Source organism: Lentzea sp. NPDC051838, from assembly GCF_040681245.1.
GTDB lineage: Bacteria > Actinomycetota > Actinomycetes > Mycobacteriales > Pseudonocardiaceae > Lentzea.
In genome coordinates this window covers 430,207-448,906 of record NZ_JBFAYI010000003.1, presented here as the reverse complement: position 1 = coordinate 448,906, position 18,700 = coordinate 430,207, and the positions used below count along the sequence as shown (strand labels likewise).

Here is an 18,700-nt window from a genome sequence, read left to right as displayed (position 1 = left end):
TCCATGGTGAACGAGGTCTCGGGCCCGGTGGCGGGCAATGTCGTGCAGGCCGGGACGATCAACGGCGACGTCAGCATCGCCGCGCAGTCGGACGACCTCGGCGTCTACTTCAAGCACCAGCGCGACCAGGTACACCTGCGAGTCGGCGCCACCGAATGTTTCCACCTCACGATCATCAACCGCACCTGTCGCAGCCGAGTGCTGGAACTCGAAGTGGAAAGCGCGACCACCACAGGTCTGCCGTGGAAGATCGCAGATCGGGAACCAGATGAGGCGATCCAACTAGGTTCGAACGATACGATCAAGCTTCGCCTGAACGTACATTGCACGTCGTCCGCCACCGCCGGCCCCGACGTGCTGAAGGTCCTCGTCCGGGAGACCGGCGAGCGCACCTGGTGTTCCAGCGAACCTTTGCCGATTCACATCGAGGCCGCGCCGAACCTCGACGTCGTACTCGCCCAGCCAGTCGAGCGAGTCCATGCCGCCGGTACGTACGAAACTGTCCTGACACTGAAGAACAATGGCAACACCGATGTGTCGGGAAAGCTGATGCTCGTGACACGGCTCGACACGCGTCCAGATGCTCCGCTTTGCCTCAGATCTGACATGGTCACGTTCCTGGACGACGCGGGTTTCTGCCTCAGACAGGGAGATCCGCCACTCAACCTGCGGGTAGCGCTGACGGTTCCGCAGATCCAAGTCCGGCGGAACCTCGTCTGGAAAGTACCGCTCACTGTGCAAACGGCCAGCTGGTGCTCAGGGCGTTTCGAGTTCGCGATCACGCAATTCGGCCTGGAACCCCGCGAACCCCGACTGCTGAAGTGGCTGCTGAAGAAGCTGAACCAGGGCACGTAGTCACCGCCGGAACAGCGGCCTCGGATCCACCGCCCACACCACCTTGCGCCACCAGGAAGCCTTGCGCCGCACCGCTTTCCGCACCTGACGCGCCAGCCGCCAGCTGTTCTCGGCCCGCACGGGCGCAGGGGCGAACGCGGCGTGGTCCACCATCACCGCGAGCCGTGCCCCGGCCTCGCCCCACTCCCGCGCCACGTCCGGCACGGTCCGGCTGGGCCGCGGCCTCAACCCGGCCAGCTGCAACGAGTCCAGCACCTCGTTCCACGCCCCGACCGGACCCGCCGCCCGCAACCGCAGCCGCCGGGACGTCCGCGCCACGTACAAGGCCAGGAACAGCAACACCGGCGCGAACACCCAGAACGGGAACCCGGCCGGAGCCTGAGGCGCGGCGACGGCGTCCGGCTTCACCGCGGTCGGCTGCACCAGCGGCGGCACCGAGGGCAGCGACGTCGGCGTCGGCTTGGCCGTGGTGGACGCGAGCCGGTTCAGCACCTCGCGCTTGGAGGCGGCGCTCGGCCCGCTTCCGTTGCCCGACACGGGATCGAACGCCACCCAGCCCCACCCGCTGAAGTACACCTCCGGCCAGGCGGTGGCGTCCGCGGCGCGCACGATTCGCTCGCCGTTCTGCTCCGGCACCGGCTGGAACCCGACCACGACCCGCGTCGGCAAGCCCACGGCCCGCGCCAGCACCGCGTAGGCCGAGGCGAACTGCTCGGCCGTTCCCGCCCCGGCCCCGGACTCACCGGCGCCACCGAACAGGAACGTCTCCAGCCGCGCGTACGACGACCCGACCGGCGCCTCGGCGTCCGGCCGCCGGTTGAGGCGCACGACCTGCTCCAGCGCCACGGCCTTCTCGTACGGCGTGCGCGCGTTCTGCGTCGCCTGTCGCGCGTACTCCGCCAACGTGAACGGCAACCTCGGCAACGCCGTGTACCGGGTCGCGTCAGTGGGCACCGAGGCCGAGGCCAGGTCCGTGTCCGCCGGCGTCTCCACCACCCCGCGAACGGTGTAGCTCAGCCCGGTCTTCAGCCCCTCGGCCACGACCAACGACCCTGTGTCGGGATCGACCATGGCGTTGCTCAGCGACACCGCCTGCGGCTTCCCCACGCCGGGCAGCCACTCGCCCTGCAGCCCGGTGATCGTCAGGTCGACGCTGGCGTCCTGGAACTTGCCGCCGATCGGCAGGTCCGGCGCGTCCACCACACCCAGCGGCCCGTACGTGGACGCCGCCTCCCACGACGCGCCCGAGTACCGGCTCAACGTCACCAGCCGCACCGGCACCTCGGGCCCGCGCATCCGGAACAGCTCCGCGTCCCCCTGCGCGGCCCAGGCGGCCAGCTGGGGCAACGGGTTGGAGAGCGCCACCTCGGTGACCGGCGGCGTCACGAGCTTGCGCGGCTCAAAACCATTGGTGGGCAACACGAACGCCACCAACGTCAACGCCGCCAACGTCACCGCCAGCACAGCGGGCGGCACCACGGGACCACGCCGGTCGATGATCAGCCAGCCCAACGCCAGCAGCACCACCAACAACAACGCCACCAGCCCGTACCGGTCCGACCGCCCCGTGGTGAGCAGCGCCGCCGACACGTACAGCACCGCCGCGCCCAACGCGGGCACGAACAGCGCCGTTCCCCGCCTGGTCACCGACAGCACGGTCACCACGGACACACCGATGATCAGCAACAACCCCGGCACCAGCAGTTCGGGCGTCGCGGGAGCCGGACGGGCAGCGGTGAGGAGCCGGGGAACGGTGTCGAGCAGCACCCACGTCGGGTCGCGGTCGGGAGTCGCGCCACGTGCCGCGAAGAACCCGCCCGTCATCGCCAGCGTCATGACGGCCAGACCGGCCAAACCGCCTGGCACAAGCCGCTTCAGGGCGAGCGCCAGGAACCCGGCGAACGCGGCCAGTCCGAAGTAGACGAACGCGCCGTCCCACGCCCGGGCCAGCTGGAGCGAACCGACCAGCAGAACCGCGGCCACCCACGCGTACTTCATCGGGCCACCGCCCCCACGACCACCGCGAGCCGAAGCGGCCCGGCCGTCGGATCCACAGCGGGCCGAAGCCGTCCGGCATCCCGCTCCACCCCGACCATCGCGGGCCGAAACCGTCCGGCCGTCGGATCCACAGCGGGCCGAAGCCGTCCGGCATCCCGCTCCACCCCGACCATCGCGGGCCGAAACCGTCCGACCACCCGCTCCGCCGCGACCACCCCGCGCCTCACCGTGCCACCACCGCGTTCCACGAGTCGACGAGATCCTCCGCACGGCCGCCGCTGATCACCAGCACCGATCCGGCAGCCCCCACCGGCCGCTTCTCGTCCACCACCAGCACCACCCCGAAGGCAGCCCGGCCCGCCTCCAGCACGAGCGCGGGCACCGACGTCCCGCTCACCACGGCCACCACGTCGAGGTCGCGCACCGGCACGGTCGGCCGGCCATCCACGTCCTGCAGTTCCAGGTCCGCCAACGCGGCCAGGATCGGCGCCGAGTCCTGCGTCTCCTCGAGATCAACCCCGCCGGACGACGTCAGCAGCCGCACCGGATGCCCCTGCTCCAGTGCCGAGGTGATCAGCGACGCCGCCACCTCCACCGCCTCCTCGAACCGTTGCGCCTCAACATAAGAAGAAACGCTGTCGTCCAGCAGCACGGCCAGGTGCGGGCGGGCGGGGTCGGCGTCCTCGCGGATCATCAGGGTGCCGGTGCGCGCGGACGTCGCCCAGTGCAGGCGCCGCAGGTCGTCTCCCGGCACGTACTCACGCAGACCGACCAGGTCCGTACCACCGCGCTCGACGCGTTCGTCGGCACCGACCTGGCCGCGACGAGCGCCGGACGGCAGGCCGCGGACCGGCAGCACGCGCGGCACCACCCGGACCTGCACGACCTCGCCCAGCACGGTCCGCGCCTGCGCCAAACCGGCCAAACCCTTGCGCCGCAACGTCAACGGCCCCACGTCGAACACGCCGCGGCGAGAAGTCGGGATCGCGTAGTCGACAGACTCGACCACACCCGGCTTCAACAACGGCACGTCGACCGACATGGCCGACCCCGCCACCATGTCCACAGCGTCCAGCGCGACAGGCCACCGCCCGACAGCCGACAGCTCCAACCGGCCGTTGCACCGCGCCAGCCGGGGCACCGTGCGCGGCCGAACCGTCCGCGACACCGTCAACGGCGACGCGACCAGCACCGAAACCGCAGACGCCACAACCAAAGCAGACAGAGCGAGGCCGAACGCCGCCATGCCCGCGTAACGCCACCACAGGCCGACACCGAGCATCAGCAGGCCCAGCACCGCGATTCCGGTGCCGCGCAACGTGAGTCTCATCGCGCCCCGATCAGTGGGACGCGGGCTTGGGCACCGCAACGCGCGAGAGCACGTCTGCCAGCACCTCGGACGTCGTCACGCCCGCCAGCACGCTCTCCCGCGTCAGCACCAGGCGGTGGGCCAGCACGGGATCCGCGATGTCCTGGACGTCCTGCGGCACGACGAAATGCCGCCCCTTCGACGCCGCGTACACCTGCGCGCACCGCACCAGCGTGCGCAGGCCACGGGTCGACGTGCCGAGCCGCAACCGCTCGTCCGACCGCGTGCCCGTGCCCAGAGCCGAGATGTACTGCAGGATCGGGTCGGCGACGTGCAGCAGCTGCAACCGACCGCTGAACGCGCTCACCTCGCGCGGCGACGTCACCGTGCGCACGTCGGCGATCCGCCCGGCACCGCTGCCGGGACGCAGCACGTCCAGCTCGTCCTCCACCGACGGGTAGCCGATGGAGGTGCGCAGCATGAACCTGTCCAGCTGCGCCTCGGGCAACCGGTACGTGCCGTCGAGGTCGATCGGGTTCTGCGTCGCCACCACCAGGAACGGGTCCGGCACCGCGTGCCCGACGCCGTCGATCGTGACGGTTCGCTCCTCCATGACCTCCAGCAACGCCGACTGCGTCTTGGCCGCCGCGCGGTTGATCTCGTCCGCCAGCACGATGTTCGCGAACACCGGGCCCGGCCGGAACCGGATCTGCCCGGTCTGCGGGTCGTAGACCGACGTGCCCGTGACGTCCGACGGCAGCAGGTCCGGCGTGAACTGCACACGCCGCGACACGCCGCCCAACGCACCGGCGACCGCGCGCGCCAGCGTCGTCTTTCCCGTGCCCGGCACGTCTTCCAGCAGCACGTGGCCGCCGGCGAACATCGCCACCAGCACCAGGTCGATCACGTCGCGCTTGCCGCGCACCGCGCTCTCGACCGCGTCACCGAGCCGGGTGTGCAGGTCGCGGAAGGCGGAAACCTCACCGGTGTCGATCACTTTTCCTCATCTCTGCGTACACCGATGCGCAACAGGAACGCGCACGCCAGCAACCCGAGTCCACCCGCACCGGCGGGCGCCGTTCCAGCACCCGCAGGCGCCATGCGCGGGATGCACGTCGGCTTGCCGTTGCACTCGTCGTAGGTGAACAGCGCGTTGCGCTGTGCCGAGTCGACCTGGCCCGCGCCAGACGCCGCATAGGCACGCACGACGAGCGCGTTGCTGCCCTCGTCCACGTCGATCGTCGCCGAGGTCGCGTTGCACGCGATGCCGACCGAGAACCCGTAGGTCTTGTTTACGACCTCGCAGCGCCCGTTGTGGCTCGCCCAGTCGGCGGGCGGCGCCAACGTCAACCGGCGCGTCGGATTCGTCCGCGTACCAGAGGCCCCCGTGATCACCACGACACCGGCCGTGGGCAACTGCGGCGGAGGCGGCGGCTGCGTCGTCGTGGTCGTCGGCGGCGGAGTGTTGGGAGGAGGCGTGTTCGGGGGCGGGGTGTTCGGCGGAGGCGTGTTGGGCGGCGGGGTGTTCGGAGGCGGCGTGTTGGGAGCTGTCACCGTGAACGCCGCCATGCCCGCCGCACCGGCCTGAGTCGCCGTCGACGCCCGCACCGAAACGTCCAACCGGCCGCTGTTGCAGAACGTCGAACCCGCACACGGCAACGAAAGGTCAGCAGTCGTACCACCGGACTGAGCCGACACCGAACCACCGGAGAACGACCCGGAACCCGACACCGTGTAGCCCACGACAGGATCCGTGGACACAGCCGCGGTCCAGCTCACCGTCACGACGACTGCCGAAGCGGAGCGAGACTTCTCCCGCACGGTCACACCCGCGGGCGCGGCCGGAGCCGAACCACCCGGAGTGGAAGGCGGCGTCGAGGAAGCCGACGTCGGTGGCGTGTTCACGTCCGTCGGTCCGTTGTTGCCGGGGTTGCGCGGCGGCTTCGTCGGCTCGTTCGGGTTCGGCGGCGGAGGCGGCGGCACGGACGGCGGCGGCGAGCGGTCCGGGTCCTTCACCGGCAGCTCAGGACTGCGGATCGTCAACGACCGCGTCTCACCGTCGGAGTCGACGAGCACACCCGTCGACGAGCCCGGCACGTTCACGAACAACCGGCCGTCGTCGAACACCAGCTCGGGGTCGGACCCACCCGACGTGCGGACGTCGTCGCCACCACGACGACCACCGCGGTCGAGGATGATGACCTTGCCGGATCCCTTGCACGGCACGTAGACCTTGTCGCGGAACACCGCGGGCCGCCCCGGCTTCGGACAGCCCAGCGCACCCACGTCCACGCGCATCACCTGGCCGTCGACCACGAGCACGACCACGGAGGAGTCCGGCACCGACGCGGGCACGAGGTCCGTCGGCGCGGTCTGCGCGGCGATCACCTCGGCATCCGTGCGATCGGTGGACGACGACACGTCGTCACCCGTGCCATCGCGCACCACGACGCCACCGTCGAGGCCGATCAGCGTGACGCCCTGGTCGTGCGGCACCAGCACCGTACGGGGCCCGGCACCGGTGACCTGCCGATGCGTGCGCTCCTGGAAGCGCTCCTCGTCGTCGGACCAGTCGAGCGACCGCAGCGTGCCGCCGTGATCCACCAGCCACAGCACACCGCGCTCGTCCACCACGGCGTCGGCCAGCGGTTGCCCGGCCTGCCAGGGCTGACCGACATCCGCCAGCGTCAACGGGTCAGCCATGTGGATCGTGCCGGTCGTGCGGTCGACGACGTACACCATCCCGTTCGACACCAGCACCTTGCTCGTCGCACCGGGCGGCGCCTGCCGGCGACCGGACGCCAGCAGAGTCGCCAGGTCGATCACCGTGATCTCGCCGGTCCGCCGGTTGAGGATGATCAGCCGGCCGTCCTCCTGCGCGATCTCGAGCTGCGAGTCGGGCCCGCTGACCTGCAACCGGGTCTGCGGCTTGCCCGACACCGGGTTCACCTGCACGACCTCACCGCGCTGGTCATCACCCAGCCAGGTGAGCCCGTCGGACACCTCGACCGACGTCCGGGAGATGCCCTGCCCGAGCGCGGCGCCCGCGAGCACCAGAACACCCAGCAGTGCCGCGACGAAACTCGCCGATTCCCGCCCTCCACCGGAGATAATGCGTCTGATCCGGTGCCACCAAGACATGCGCGCCCTCCCTCGCCCGCCGGGGATGCTAACCCCCGGCTATGACAACTTCGGACGGTGCACGGTTCCCGGATCGCCCGGTCAGCCAGCTGGCAGACATCAGTGAATGTAATGACGGGGTCTGACAGTTTTGAAAACCGAATGGCGCTCCCCCGAACCGATCAACGCATAGGGCAGAGTGGACGCATGGAGATCCCCGGCATGGGACTGGCGAAGCAGGCGCTCAACATGGCCGTAGACACAACCGTGACCGTTGCCGCGGTCCCCGGCCGCGTGCTGAGCCTGATCGGCGAGGTCGAGCAGCTCGTCCGCAAGGTCAGCGGCACGGTCGACGCGATCGACGACATCGTGAAGAAAGCCGACTCGCTGGTCGAGCGCACCGCTCATGTCGTCGGTGATGCAGAGAAGGCCGTCGACGAGGTCCGCGCTATCACGGCGAGCGCGGGTGACGTCGCGGAACGGGCCGCGCACGTCGTCACGACGGCCGGCCACACCGCGCACACGGCCAACGAGCTGATCGGCATCTACGAGCCGATCGCCAAGCAGGCCCAGCCGCTCGCGAAGCGGTTCGTGGAGGAGCTCTCCCCGCACGAGGTCGAGGCCGCGATCAAGCTGGTCGACGAGCTGCCGGTGCTGACGGAGCACCTCACCAACGACATCCTGCCGATCCTCGCGACGCTCGACCGGGTCGGTCCCGAGGTCCACCAGCTGCTGGAAGTCACGAGCGACATGCGCCAGGCGATCCTCGGCATCCCCGGTTTCGGGTTCATGCGCCGCCGCGGCGAGAAAAAAGAGGAAGAAGAAGGTGTGAAGGCGACTGAAAACGGGTAGCCCACCCGCATGACCGCCGACGCACGCGCTGACAACCTCACCTGGTGGCTGCTGAGCAGCACTTTCGGCCTGCTGGCCTTGATCAACTTAGGCCTCGCCGTCACGGAGAGAACGACGTGGCCCTACGCGCTCGCGGCCTTGTTCGCGGCCGCGAGCGCGTGGAGTGGCAGACAGGCGTTCAGGCCTTCCCCGTCTTCTGATGTGTCAGGTTCGACGCCGCTCCGAACCGGAAAGCCCGCACCCGATAGGTCGCGGTTTTCTCGTCTGGGAGCGTGATCACCCCGTACGAGGTCGTGTCCGGGTCGAGCTGCACGGCGACCCGGTAGTCAGCGGCACCGGCCGGCTTGACCTCGACGAGGTACCCGTCCTCGCCGGACGCGCGGTCCTCCCAGGTGAACAGGATCCCGTTGGCGTGCTTGACCTCCGCCTTCAGGTTCCCCGCCGCCGCCTCGGCCGACGACACCGGCTGCGTGCCCTTGCCGTCCTTGCGCGGCGCCGTCCAGTCCGGTCCCTCGATCTCCGGCACCTCGTCACCCGGAGGCAGCGCGACGTCCACAGTGGCCGACGCGGGCCCCGTGTACGGCCGGACCCGGTAGTAGAACTGGGTTTCCGGGATGAGGTCGGGATGCTTGAACGAGTTCTTCTCCGGTGAGGCGAACTCCAGCACCACGTACTCGCCGTCGGCAGCGTTCGCGTACTCGACGACCTGCCCGGCCGCTCCCGCCTCCGGACGCCAGTGCAGCGTCACGTCGGTCGGCGAGGTCAGCTCGGACGTCAGCACGGGGTCCTGCTGTTCTTGGCCACAGGCAGCCAAGAACAGCAGGAGTACCAAGGGAAAGCGCTTGATCACTTGCGCCAGAACCGGATGTTGCTCCACACGACCGTCGCCGGGCCCTGACCGCTCGCGGTCCGGTACGCGCCGAACTTGTCGTAGAACTGCGAACCCGAGCTCGCGTAGGTGTGCTTGCGCGATCCGTTGATGTACGTGCGGTGTTCGTTGCCCACGTTGTGCACGGTGTTCACGCGCACCGTCGTACCCACCGTCGCGCCGGTGGCGATGGTGTCGCCCCCGTGCACGGCGTAGAGCCTGCCGCCGCGTTCCACGGCGAGCATGAAGAACGGTCCGGCGTTCGAGCCGTCCCGGAACGTCTGCTTGAGACTGACGCGGGTGCCGCCGAGACTCGTGATCCGGAAGCTCCCTTCGAACTGACGCGTGCCGCCGGTGTACGTGGCGTACCGGCGCTCGGCACGCTGGTCACCGCTCGCGGTGGAACAGGTGAGCCGGAACTCCAGTCCGCTGACCGTGCCGCAGCCGCGTTGCTGAACGCTGAACGACGGCGACTCGCTGGTCCACGGCCCGGTTTCCACCTGCGCCTGTGCGGGGGAGCCCGCCACGAGCAGTGCGGCTGCCGCTGCGATCCCCGCGACGGTGCGGAGTCGTTTGGACATACCGATACCTCCTCAAGACGTGCTGAAGACAGCACGTTTTCTCAGGGGGCGGTATCTAAAGCTTAGCCGATAATGATCTGATGTTCGACCTCCATCGTCTTCGGCTGCTTCGCGAACTTTCCCAACGAGGAACGCTCGCGGCGGTCGCCCAGGCGCTGAACTACAGCCCGTCGTCGGTGTCGCAGCAGCTGTCGTTGCTGGAGACCGAGGTCGGCGTGCCGTTGCTGGAGCCGGTCGGAAGACGAGTGAAGCTCACTCCTCAGGCCGAAATCCTGGTGCGGCACACCGAAGAGGTGCTGACCAGGCTGGAGCAGGCGGAGTCCGAGGTCGCCGCGTCGCTGCACGAGATCACCGGAACGTTGCGGGTCGCGACGTTCCAGACCGCGGCGCTCGCGTTGATCCCGGCGACGTTGGCGCGCATGAGAGATGAGCATCCGTCACTTCGGATCGAGTTCCAGGTCCTCGACCCCGCGGAAGCGCTCTCAGGCTTGAACGCGCGCGACTTCGACCTCGTGTTCCTGGAGGAGTGGCCGGACCAGCCGGAGCCTCGTTTTCCCGGTCTGGAGTACCGGGAACTGTGCCGTGACCCGATCCGGCTGGCCGTCCCGAGTGGACTGCCGATCGCCGAGGCGGCGACTTTCCCGTGGATCATGGAAACCGTCGGCATGCCGCAGCGGACCTTCAACACGAACTGGTGCCGTCACCAGGGTTTCGAGCCGGACGTGCGGTTCGCCTCGATCGACGTGCTCGTCAAGCTGCGGTTCGTGGAACGGGGTCTCGCGGTCGCACTTCTGCCCGATCTGGTCTGGTACGACCGCGAGGTCACCGTCGACCTGCACGACCTGCCGGTGCCTCAGTCACGGCTGTTGTTCACTGCGGCACGGGCAGGACGAGGTCAGCATCCTGCTGTGCACGCTTTTCGCGAGGCTTTGGCGCTTTCTGTAGCGCCGCTCCGACCCCCGCGGTGATCACCAACGCGATGGCGCACAACGAGATCACGCTCAAGTGCTGGCCGAGCAACACCGCGCCGGCGAGTGCGGCGGCAGCCGGTTCCAACGCCAGCACGACGCCGAACGTGTTGGCCTGCAGCGTCTTCAGCGCCTTGATCTCCAGCGTGTACGGGATCGCGGACGCCAACAGCGCCACCAACGTACCCAGCAGCAGCATCTTGGGCTCGAACAACGCCGTTCCAGCCGTCGACAGCCCGTACGGCAACGTGAGCGCCGCCGCGATCAAGCTCGCCCCCGCGAGCCCACCCGTGCCGAGTCCCGCGGTCGCCAGCTTCTTCCCGGCCAGCACATAGCAGGCCCAGAACACCGCCGCGAACAGCGCGAGCACGACGCCGATCATGTCGAGGTGCGCGCCCGTGTACTCGCGCACGCCCAGGACGAGCACGCCGGCCAGCGCGAGCCCGACCCACACGAAGTCCCTGGCGCGCCTGCTCAGGATCGCCGCGAGCCCCAGCGGCCCGAGGAACTCGATCGTCACGGCCACACCGAGCGGAATCCGGTCGAGCGCCAGGTAGAACGTGCCGTTCATGCCGGCCATGGTCATGCCGAGCACGACGGTCTCCTGGCGGAACTTCGGTTTCACGACGACCGCCAGCATGATCGCCGCGATGCCGAGGCGCAGCGCCGTGGCGCCGGGCGCGCCGATCTGCCCGAAGAGCTGACTCGCGAAGGCCGCGCCGAACTGCAGTGAGACGACCGAACCGAGGACCAGGAAGACTGCCATGTCCTCAGCCTCGTTCTTCCGATCACTTCAGTACAGCGAATGTTTCCGAGCGATATCGTTCGGTTTTTCCGAACCTTTAGACTGGTCCGTGCAATGAGACGCAAACCCTCCTCCCCGCTCCCCCAGCGCAACGGCCTCGATGCCGCGCGCCTCAAGCTGCCCCCGACCGGCTCGTGGCTGCTGCTGCGCGACCACCTGGTCGAACGCCTGCCGCGCGTCGAGCCGTCGCGGATCGAGGAGATGCTGCGGGAGGAACGGATCTGGGGCGTCTCCGGCCCGTTGGGCATCGACACGCCGTTCGTGCCGGACAGCTACATCTGGTTCCACCGCGACCTGCCCGTCGAGGTGCCCGTGCCGTTCGAGGTGGGCGTGGTCTACCAGGACGACGACATCGTGGTGGCCGACAAACCGCACTTCCTGGCCACGATCCCGCGCGGTCAGCACATCATGCAGACCGCGCTGGTCAAGCTCCGTGACTCACTGGGCCTGCCCGACCTCTCCCCCGCGCACCGCCTCGACCGCGTCACGGCGGGCCTCGTGCTGTTCGTCGTGCGCCGCGAGCTGCGCGGCAAGTACCAGACGATGTTCCGCGACCGCTTGGTGTCCAAGGAATACGAGGCGATCGCACCCTATTCACCGTCGCTGGAGCTGCCTCTCACCGTGCGCTCGCGGATCATCAAGGAGCGCGGCATCATCACCGCGTTCGAGGAGGACGGTCCTCCGAACGCCGAGACCCACGTGTCCCTTGTGGAGCGTCGAGACTCGTTGGGCCGCTACGCCTTGAAACCCTTGACCGGCCGCACCCACCAGCTGCGCCTGCACATGTCCGGTCTCGGCGTCCCGATCGTCAACGACGACTTCTACCCGGTCCTGCGGGAACGCCCGCTCGACGACTTCTCGTCACCGTTGCAGCTGCTCGCCCGCACTCTGTCCTTTGTGGATCCCGTGTCGGGCGTCGACCGCTCGTTCACCTCACGGTTGTCGTTGTCCGCCTGGTCATGACACGTGCGTGCGCCGCTGGTCGATGGGCTGCGACTCCCACGTTCTGGTCATCTTCTCGTGCAACCGTTGCGCCAACGCACTCATCTCCGGATGCGTCTCGGTCAACGTCGCCACCACTCGCGCCCGGAACATGAGCCGGCCGCGCGCGGTCGTGCTGTACCAGAACCAGTCCTCGTCGACCACGCGCTTCAGGTGATCCGTGCCGTCCCGTTCGGCCCGCTGCACCAACGCATCCCCCTGCACCAGCCACCGCACGCACGCGTCCCCGAGCTCGGCTTTCCACCCGCGCTCCTCGAAGTAGGCCTGCTCCGCCGCTTCCCGCAGCTCCCGCGGCGTCTCCGAAACGGTCGCGCACGTCGGAAACCCCATGCGCAGGTACACGAGCTCTGTGAGCCCATCACCCAGCGCCGCGCCTTCGAGATCCACGAACCGCGCGCCCCGCTCGGTGTACATGTCGTTCCCCGGACACGGGTCGCCGTGCAGCAGGTCGAACCTGCCGGTGTCCTCGAAGACGAGTTCCCGTTCCGCGTTGCCGATCTCCACACCCATCGCCCTGACGAACCTCAGAAACGGCTCCGGGTCCGGAATCAGCTGACGTGGAAGAAGCCCTGCGTGCTCGGGCCCGGTCGCCATGTGCAGCTTGGCCAGACCGCGGGCGTAGTCGATCACCCAGTCATCTTTGGGCGGATCCGACGGGAGCCGTTCCAGCACCACCGTCAGGTTGTCCTCGTCGACGTCGAGGACGCGCGGAACCATGCCCGTGTGCTCGGCCAGTCGCAGCGCGGCGATCTCCCGGTCGAACGCCTTCCGGTCGCCGATCACCTGCTTGACGATCCGCTCTCCGTCCAGCCACACGTTGGACCGCTGACTGCTCTCCAGTTTCCTCACCTCACCCATCCTGGCCCAATTCGCACTTTGCGTCGAGAGAGAAAAGACGCACACGGCGCATATGGTTTGGGGTTTGACCTGCCGATTCACTTGATCGGGCGACACCTTTTGGTCTTTTTCGGAAATGATCTCGAATAGAATTGGGGGCATGGAAGCAGTCGAAGCCATCGATGCTCTCACCTATCACCAGAAACAGATCGCCTATCATCAGGCGCAGTTTCTGCACGTCCTCGCCGACCACGCCATTACCTGCGAGGGCGATGAGTTCTTCGAGGCCGAAATCGCCGCCGCGATGCACTGGACGACCCGCTGGGCCAGCGACCAGATCATCACGGCGCTGGAGATGGTGACGCGGCTGCCACAAACGGTCGACGCCCTGGAGAAGGGCGAGATCGACTTCTACAAAGCGCGCGTGCTGCACGACAAGACCATGCCTCTGTCCGCGGATCACGCGGCCGAGGTCGAAGCGCGCGTGCTGGTGAAGGCCCCGAACCAGACCGGCGCGCAGATGCGCCAGCTCACCAACCGCGTCGTGATGCGCGTCGACCCCGAGGGCCACAAGGACCGGGCGGAGCGCCGCAAGGCGGAGCGTTGCACGGGTATCGACAAGCTGGAAGACGACATGGCCCGCCTGTTCGCCTACCTCCCGGCCGGCATGGCCCACAAGTGCTTCGAGCGCGTCGACACCATCGCCCGCGCCGTCCGAAACCCGAAGGACCCGCGCACGCTGGACCAGATCCGCGCCGACGTGGTCGCCGACCTGATCCTCGCGACCCGCGACGGCGCCAGCGCGGTCAAAACCGAGGTCTACGTGACCATCTCCGCCGCCGCGCTGATGGGCCTGTCCGAACAGCCCGGCGAACTCGCCGGGTACGGCCCGATCTCAGCCGATCTGGCCCGCGAGCTGGCCGCCGACGCGACCTGGCGCCGTCTGCTCACCGACCCGACCTCCGGCGCACCACTGGAATTCGGCACCAGCACCTACCGCCCACCCGCCGCACTGCGCAGGTTCATCTGGACCCGCGACCGGACCTGCCGCTTCCCCGGCTGCATGCGCCCCTCACACGAATCGGACCTGGACCACACGATCCCGTTCCCGAAGGGCCCGACCTCCGAAGCGAACCTGGGCGCGTTCTGCCGCTACCACCACCGCGTGAAACACCGCTCAACCTGGGAAGTAGCCCAGAAGACTCCAGGGAGGTTCACCTTCGTCAGCCCGGCCGGAAAAACGTACACCCGCGAACCGGAACCGGTCTTGGGTGATCTGCCACCGTTCTAGGGCCAGGTCAGGTGCACGGCGACCCTCCCGCCTTTCTGGAGGCCGTCCGCCGACGAAGTCGGCCCACCCCCATCTGGGTTGCGCGCAAACCGAGATCCCCCAACGGAAATCTCGACATCGCAACCCGCACCCAGCAACCACCCACGCAACCGGCGGACATCGCACGCAACTGGCCCACGCCCCGCAACCACCCACGCAGGGCGACCACAGAAACTCGGTCCAGCACACGCCCGACGAAGGAGGGCATGTGCTGGCTCGGCGAAGCCGTGCCCTGAAACAGGAACCCGACCACCCAACGCAACCACAAGGCATGCTGACCAGATGGACTTCGTGATGCTCCACGGCACCAGCCAAACCCCAGCCTGCTGGCACCCGCTGCAGACAATCCTGCACCAGCACGGCCACCAAACCTTCGCCGCAGACCTCACCTCAACCGAGGACTGGCAAGCCGAGGACTACGCGACCGAAGTCCACCGCCAGTTCCCGAACACCGAAACCCCCACGATCATCGCCCACTCCGGCGCCGGTCTACTGGCCCCAGCAACCGCAACCAAGCTCAACGCCAACCACATCGTCTGGATCGGCGCCCTGATCCCGGACCTGACCGGCACGATGAGCATGATGGAAGAACTGGCGGACCACGGCGAGGACATGTTCCCGCCGGAGTGGTTCCAGTGGTCCGGCGCCGACCTGCTGACCGAACAAGCGGTCAGTGCGTACTTCCTCTTCCACGACTGCGACCTGGAACAGCTGAAGTTCGCCCTCACCACCCTCAGACTCTTCCAGCCGCAAGCAACGTTCAACCAACGCCACCAGCACCACGACCTGCCAGGGCACACCGTGATCGTGCCCAGGCAGGACCGCGTGATCCGCCCGGAATGGATGTGCCGAGCCGCCCAGGAGCGACTCGGCACAGAACCAACGGTGATCGACGGCGACCACTGCCCGCACATCCCGCGCGCACAGGAGATCGCCGACATCATCCTCAGGCGAGCGTGAGCGCGTACAACTCCACCCGCGGATCATCCGGCAACGTCACCGAACGAACGGTCTTCGAACCGTCCAGCCGCAACGACTGACCGAACAACCGCACCGGCGGCCCGTCGACACCCTGACCGGCCTTGATCCGGTGCGGCATCTCCAGCACCGCCGGTCCGCCACCGGCCCAGTCCGGCACCGAGGCAGCGACCTCGGAGGAGGTGCCGTCGGTGTACCAAACGGTGAAAGCAGCCGACACAGGCCCGTTGTGCGACGCACTGACAACGTGCAGCCACGAGAACTGACCAGGAGGCAACAACAACCCCTGCCCCCGAGCCTCGACGAAGTTCGCGGCAGTCCCGGAAGGGTCAGGCGCGGAATACGTGATCCCGCCCCACGTCACCGGACCGGCGGCAGGCAACAGCGCCGCGTCGTAGCTCCAGCCACCGCCGTCGAAGTCACCGGAAGAAGAGTCAGCCACGGTCGCCGTGCCGTCGTGGTTGCGTTCCAGACTCACGTCCACCGAGCACGACGACGCCGCGCACACCGCCGCCGGCTTCACCGAGATCACAGCCTTCACCGTGACCGAATCGACGACCACGGAAACCTCATACGAGCCGGCCGCGACACCCGCAGGCAGTGACACCGTCAACGGCACTGTCTTCTGCGTCGGCTGACCCCGCGACACGATCACGAACGGCCGCCCGCCATCGACCTTCCACCCCGCGGGCGCCGTGACCGACGGCCGCACCGAAACAGCAGAAGGCGACTGCGCCAGCACGTCGAGCTGCAACGTCAGCGACTGCGCGGAATCCGACGTCGGCATCACGATCGACGTGTTCCGCAACGACGCCGACAGAGCACGCCGCGAGTCCACGTTGCCGTCGTTCACCGACGGCGGCTCGTCCGAACGCCCGGTGCCCCACGACGAAGGCCGAGACGACACCGAGTACGCGAGCTTCCCGCCGCGCGCCAGGGAGTTCCAGCCGAGCCACGTCTTGCGGACGTCACGCCCGTTCAGCGACGCCGACTCGACGTACCGGACCGAATCCGAGACACCCGGCGCCGTGATCACCAGCGACCCGCCCTGCGAGCCGTACTGTCCGATTCGGACAGTCGCGGACGGGAACTGCGGTGAGGACAGCGCCAGGAAGTCCCCGCCGCTGAACGTCGGGTACATGCCCAGCGACGAGAAGACGTACCAGGCGGACATCGTGCCCAGGTCGTCGTTGCCGGTCATGCCGTCCGGGCCGGTGGTGAACAACGTCATCGCCGCACGCACGACCGTCGCGGCCTTCCACGGCGTGCCCGTCCACAGGTACATGTACGGCGCCAGCAGATCCGGCTCGTTGTTCGGGTTGTAGGTGGGCTTGCCGTAGTAGTCGTACGGCTGCGTGATCCAGTCCTGCCGAACGGTGCCCGCCGGGTCGACCAGGAGCTTCTCGTAGGCGAAGAAGGAGTCCAGCCGCTTCTCGGACTCACGACGACCACCCATCAGCGACACCAGACCGGCCGGATCCTGCGGGACCAGCCACTGGTACTGGTAGGCGCCACCCTCGTGGAACTGGTGCGACGCGTCCACGGGGTTGTACGGCGTCAACCAGGTGCCGGCCACCGTGCGCGGCCGGAACTGGCCGACAGAAGAATCCCAGAGGTTCCGGTACCACTGACCACGATCAGCGAACAGCCGCGCGTCCGAGCGATGCCCGAGACCGCGAGCCATCAACGCCAAGGAAGCATCAGCCGCCGAGTACTCCAAAGACGCGGATGCCGGGTGCACGCAGTCGTTGTCGCCGCCCTTGTGCGCGCAGTCCGTGCCCAGCTTCAGACCGGACGGGATGTAGCCGCGATCCGAGTAGTACGAGACGCCAGAACGTCCGTTGTAAGGCGACGACGCAGGCGGCAACGACAAGGCGTTGGTGCGCAACAACTGATACGCCTCCTCCTCGTACCCCTTGAGCAACCCCTTCGACCACGCTTCGACCAGGAACGGCGTCACCGGGTCACCGGTCATGATGTTGGTCTCGGACGACGCCAAAGCCCAGCGCGGCAACCATCCGCCATCACGACCACTGGCCACAACGGACAGTGCGACGTCACGAGCGACGCGTGGTTCCAGCATCTGCAGGAGCTGGTTCTGTGGTCTGTACGTGTCCCACAACGAGAAGTTCTGGTACGGCGTGTAGCCCGAGGCCGTACGCACACGACCGTCGAACCCCATGTACTTGCCGTCGACGTCACCGGCGAGGTTCGGGTGCAACACCGAGTGGTACAGCGCGGTGTAGAAGGCGACCTGCCGATCTCGCGTACCACCGGACACGCGCACAGCATCGAGCTGTGACCGCCACACGCCACGAGCAGCCGCCACCGTGGCGTCGAAGTCGAACGCGGGAGCCTCCGCCGCGAGGTTCTTGCGCGCGCCTTCCAGCCCCGTGTACGACAGGCCGACCTTCAGCACGACATCGCGGTCAGCGGTCGCGTCGAACGTGACCCACGCGCCGTTGCCACCAGTTCCGGCAGCATCCCGCACACCAGCCGTGGGAACGCTCCCCCGCCACGCGCCGAACGACGCGAACGGCCGGTCGAAGGAAGCCGTGAAGTACACGGTGTGCTCGTCCTTGCCCGCGCAGAACCGGCCGTTGCGCACCCGGCCCTCGATGGTCCTGTCGCCGACGACGTGGATCTCCGAGTCGAGCACCGTCTGGTTCGAACGCCCGGTGTTGAACAGGACGTTGGCCGCCCCGGAAGACGGGAACGTGTAGCGCTGCCACCCGGTCCGCTGAGTGGAGCTGAGCTCGGCGTTCACCCCGTAGCGGGACAGCCCGACGCGGTAGTAGCCGGGCTGCGCGGTCTCGTCCGAATGGCTGAAAGCCGACTTGTAGGCGTTGATGTCAACGTTGTCGACGGACCCGACCGTCGGCATCACCGGCAGCTCGCCCATGACGCCGCAGCCCACACCCGACAGATGTGTCTGCGAGAAGCCGTAGATGGAGGTGGCCTTGTAGTCGTACCCGCCCTGACCTCCCGTGTCAGGGCTGACCTGCACCATCCCGAACGGCACCGACGCGCCGGGGAAGGTGTTGCCGAAGTTCTGCGTACCGACGAAGGGATTGACCAGCGACGAGGGGTCTTCGTCCGCCTGAGCGGTGTGCACAGGAACTGTTAGACCCAGTAACAGCCCGGTTACAACCAGTATCCGCATGGAGGCAGTATTGTCTGATCGTCGCCGCCCCGAC

16 protein-coding genes are annotated in these 18,700 nt (G+C 68.0%); 6 read left to right on the top strand and 10 right to left on the bottom strand.

Annotated features, from left to right (window positions below):
* The first annotated feature begins 6 nt into the window (after positions 1-6).
* Complete coding sequence (locus AB0M24_RS10525; protein WP_363763921.1) at positions 7-855, top strand: hypothetical protein; 849 nt, start codon at positions 7-9, stop codon at positions 853-855.
* Here AB0M24_RS10525 and AB0M24_RS10520 read toward each other — a convergent pair whose 3' ends face one another.
* The 5 genes from AB0M24_RS10520 to AB0M24_RS10500 are packed head-to-tail and all read right to left on the bottom strand — an operon-like array spanning position 856 to position 7,303.
* Positions 856-2,853 carry a transglutaminaseTgpA domain-containing protein gene (locus AB0M24_RS10520; protein WP_363763918.1) on the bottom strand — a complete coding sequence of 666 codons (1,998 nt, stop codon included), beginning with the start codon at positions 2,851-2,853 and terminating at the stop codon, positions 856-858.
* Positions 2,850-3,080 carry a hypothetical protein gene (locus tag AB0M24_RS10515; RefSeq protein WP_363763915.1) on the bottom strand — a complete coding sequence of 77 codons (231 nt, stop codon included), beginning with the start codon at positions 3,078-3,080 and terminating at the stop codon, positions 2,850-2,852. Before AB0M24_RS10515 ends, AB0M24_RS10520 begins: the two co-directional genes overlap by 4 nt.
* A complete protein-coding gene (locus AB0M24_RS10510) occupies positions 3,077-4,183 on the bottom strand; it encodes a DUF58 domain-containing protein (protein WP_363763912.1) in 1,107 nt (368 codons plus the stop codon). The genes AB0M24_RS10515 and AB0M24_RS10510 overlap by 4 nt, the downstream gene beginning before the upstream one ends.
* A 10-nt stretch (positions 4,184-4,193) precedes the next feature.
* A complete protein-coding gene (locus AB0M24_RS10505) occupies positions 4,194-5,159 on the bottom strand; it encodes a MoxR family ATPase (RefSeq protein ID WP_363763909.1) in 966 nt (321 codons plus the stop codon).
* On the bottom strand, positions 5,156-7,303 hold the full coding sequence (locus AB0M24_RS10500) for a hypothetical protein (RefSeq protein ID WP_363763906.1): 2,148 nt from the start codon (positions 7,301-7,303) through the stop codon (positions 5,156-5,158). The genes AB0M24_RS10505 and AB0M24_RS10500 overlap by 4 nt, the downstream gene beginning before the upstream one ends.
* Before the next feature lie 186 nt (positions 7,304-7,489).
* On the opposite strand from AB0M24_RS10500, the gene AB0M24_RS10495 reads away from it, so the two are divergent.
* On the top strand, positions 7,490-8,134 hold the full coding sequence (locus tag AB0M24_RS10495; protein WP_363763903.1) for a hypothetical protein: 645 nt from the start codon (positions 7,490-7,492) through the stop codon (positions 8,132-8,134).
* Between the two features lie 178 nt (positions 8,135-8,312).
* Here AB0M24_RS10495 and AB0M24_RS10490 read toward each other — a convergent pair whose 3' ends face one another.
* Both AB0M24_RS10490 and AB0M24_RS10485 read right to left on the bottom strand, forming a co-directional pair.
* A complete protein-coding gene (locus AB0M24_RS10490) occupies positions 8,313-8,915 on the bottom strand; it encodes a fibronectin type III domain-containing protein (protein WP_363763900.1) in 603 nt (200 codons plus the stop codon).
* A gap of 65 nt (positions 8,916-8,980) precedes the next feature.
* Complete coding sequence (locus tag AB0M24_RS10485; protein ID WP_363763897.1) at positions 8,981-9,583, bottom strand: hypothetical protein; 603 nt, start codon at positions 9,581-9,583, stop codon at positions 8,981-8,983.
* Between the two features lie 80 nt (positions 9,584-9,663).
* Here AB0M24_RS10485 and AB0M24_RS10480 point away from each other — a divergent pair, with 80 nt between their 5' ends.
* A complete protein-coding gene (locus AB0M24_RS10480) occupies positions 9,664-10,551 on the top strand; it encodes a LysR substrate-binding domain-containing protein (protein ID WP_363763894.1) in 888 nt (295 codons plus the stop codon).
* Here AB0M24_RS10480 and AB0M24_RS10475 read toward each other — a convergent pair.
* Positions 10,454-11,317, bottom strand: a complete 864-nt coding sequence (locus AB0M24_RS10475; protein WP_363763891.1) for an EamA family transporter — start codon at positions 11,315-11,317, stop codon at positions 10,454-10,456. The two genes, AB0M24_RS10480 and AB0M24_RS10475, sit on opposite strands and share 98 nt — an antisense overlap.
* A gap of 93 nt (positions 11,318-11,410) precedes the next feature.
* Between AB0M24_RS10475 and AB0M24_RS10470 the strand changes: the two genes are divergently transcribed.
* Entirely contained in the window at positions 11,411-12,319 is a 909-nt protein-coding gene (locus AB0M24_RS10470) for an RluA family pseudouridine synthase (RefSeq protein ID WP_363763888.1), read from the top strand.
* Here the strand turns inward: AB0M24_RS10470 and AB0M24_RS10465 are convergent.
* A complete protein-coding gene (locus tag AB0M24_RS10465; RefSeq protein WP_363763885.1) occupies positions 12,314-13,207 on the bottom strand; it encodes a phosphotransferase in 894 nt (297 codons plus the stop codon). The two genes, AB0M24_RS10470 and AB0M24_RS10465, sit on opposite strands and share 6 nt — an antisense overlap.
* Positions 13,208-13,355: 148 nt before the next feature.
* On the opposite strand from AB0M24_RS10465, the gene AB0M24_RS10460 reads away from it, so the two are divergent.
* Both AB0M24_RS10460 and AB0M24_RS10455 read left to right on the top strand, forming a co-directional pair.
* Positions 13,356-14,486, top strand: coding sequence for a DUF222 domain-containing protein (locus AB0M24_RS10460; RefSeq protein WP_363763882.1), 1,131 nt, complete (start codon positions 13,356-13,358; stop codon positions 14,484-14,486).
* A gap of 321 nt (positions 14,487-14,807) precedes the next feature.
* Positions 14,808-15,485, top strand: a complete 678-nt coding sequence (locus tag AB0M24_RS10455; protein ID WP_363763879.1) for an alpha/beta hydrolase — start codon at positions 14,808-14,810, stop codon at positions 15,483-15,485.
* On the opposite strand, the gene AB0M24_RS10450 is transcribed toward AB0M24_RS10455, so the two are convergent.
* Complete coding sequence (locus tag AB0M24_RS10450) at positions 15,472-18,666, bottom strand: GH92 family glycosyl hydrolase (RefSeq protein ID WP_363763876.1); 3,195 nt, start codon at positions 18,664-18,666, stop codon at positions 15,472-15,474. The genes AB0M24_RS10455 and AB0M24_RS10450 overlap by 14 nt on opposite strands.
* Positions 18,667-18,700: the final 34 nt, after the last annotated feature.

Coding starts and splice junctions, on each gene's coding strand:
- AB0M24_RS10500 (WP_363763906.1), bottom strand. CDS start 7,303: ATGTCTTGGTGGCACCGGATCAGACGCATTATCTCCGGTGGAGGGCGG.
- AB0M24_RS10460 (WP_363763882.1), top strand. CDS start 13,356: ATGGAAGCAGTCGAAGCCATCGATGCTCTCACCTATCACCAGAAACAG.
- AB0M24_RS10475 (WP_363763891.1), bottom strand. CDS start 11,317: ATGGCAGTCTTCCTGGTCCTCGGTTCGGTCGTCTCACTGCAGTTCGGC.
- AB0M24_RS10450 (WP_363763876.1), bottom strand. CDS start 18,666: ATGCGGATACTGGTTGTAACCGGGCTGTTACTGGGTCTAACAGTTCCT.
- AB0M24_RS10495 (WP_363763903.1), top strand. CDS start 7,490: ATGGAGATCCCCGGCATGGGACTGGCGAAGCAGGCGCTCAACATGGCC.
- AB0M24_RS10510 (WP_363763912.1), bottom strand. CDS start 4,183: ATGAGACTCACGTTGCGCGGCACCGGAATCGCGGTGCTGGGCCTGCTG.
- AB0M24_RS10485 (WP_363763897.1), bottom strand. CDS start 9,583: ATGTCCAAACGACTCCGCACCGTCGCGGGGATCGCAGCGGCAGCCGCA.
- AB0M24_RS10470 (WP_363763888.1), top strand. CDS start 11,411: ATGAGACGCAAACCCTCCTCCCCGCTCCCCCAGCGCAACGGCCTCGAT.
- AB0M24_RS10455 (WP_363763879.1), top strand. CDS start 14,808: ATGGACTTCGTGATGCTCCACGGCACCAGCCAAACCCCAGCCTGCTGG.
- AB0M24_RS10520 (WP_363763918.1), bottom strand. CDS start 2,853: ATGAAGTACGCGTGGGTGGCCGCGGTTCTGCTGGTCGGTTCGCTCCAG.
- AB0M24_RS10480 (WP_363763894.1), top strand. CDS start 9,664: ATGTTCGACCTCCATCGTCTTCGGCTGCTTCGCGAACTTTCCCAACGA.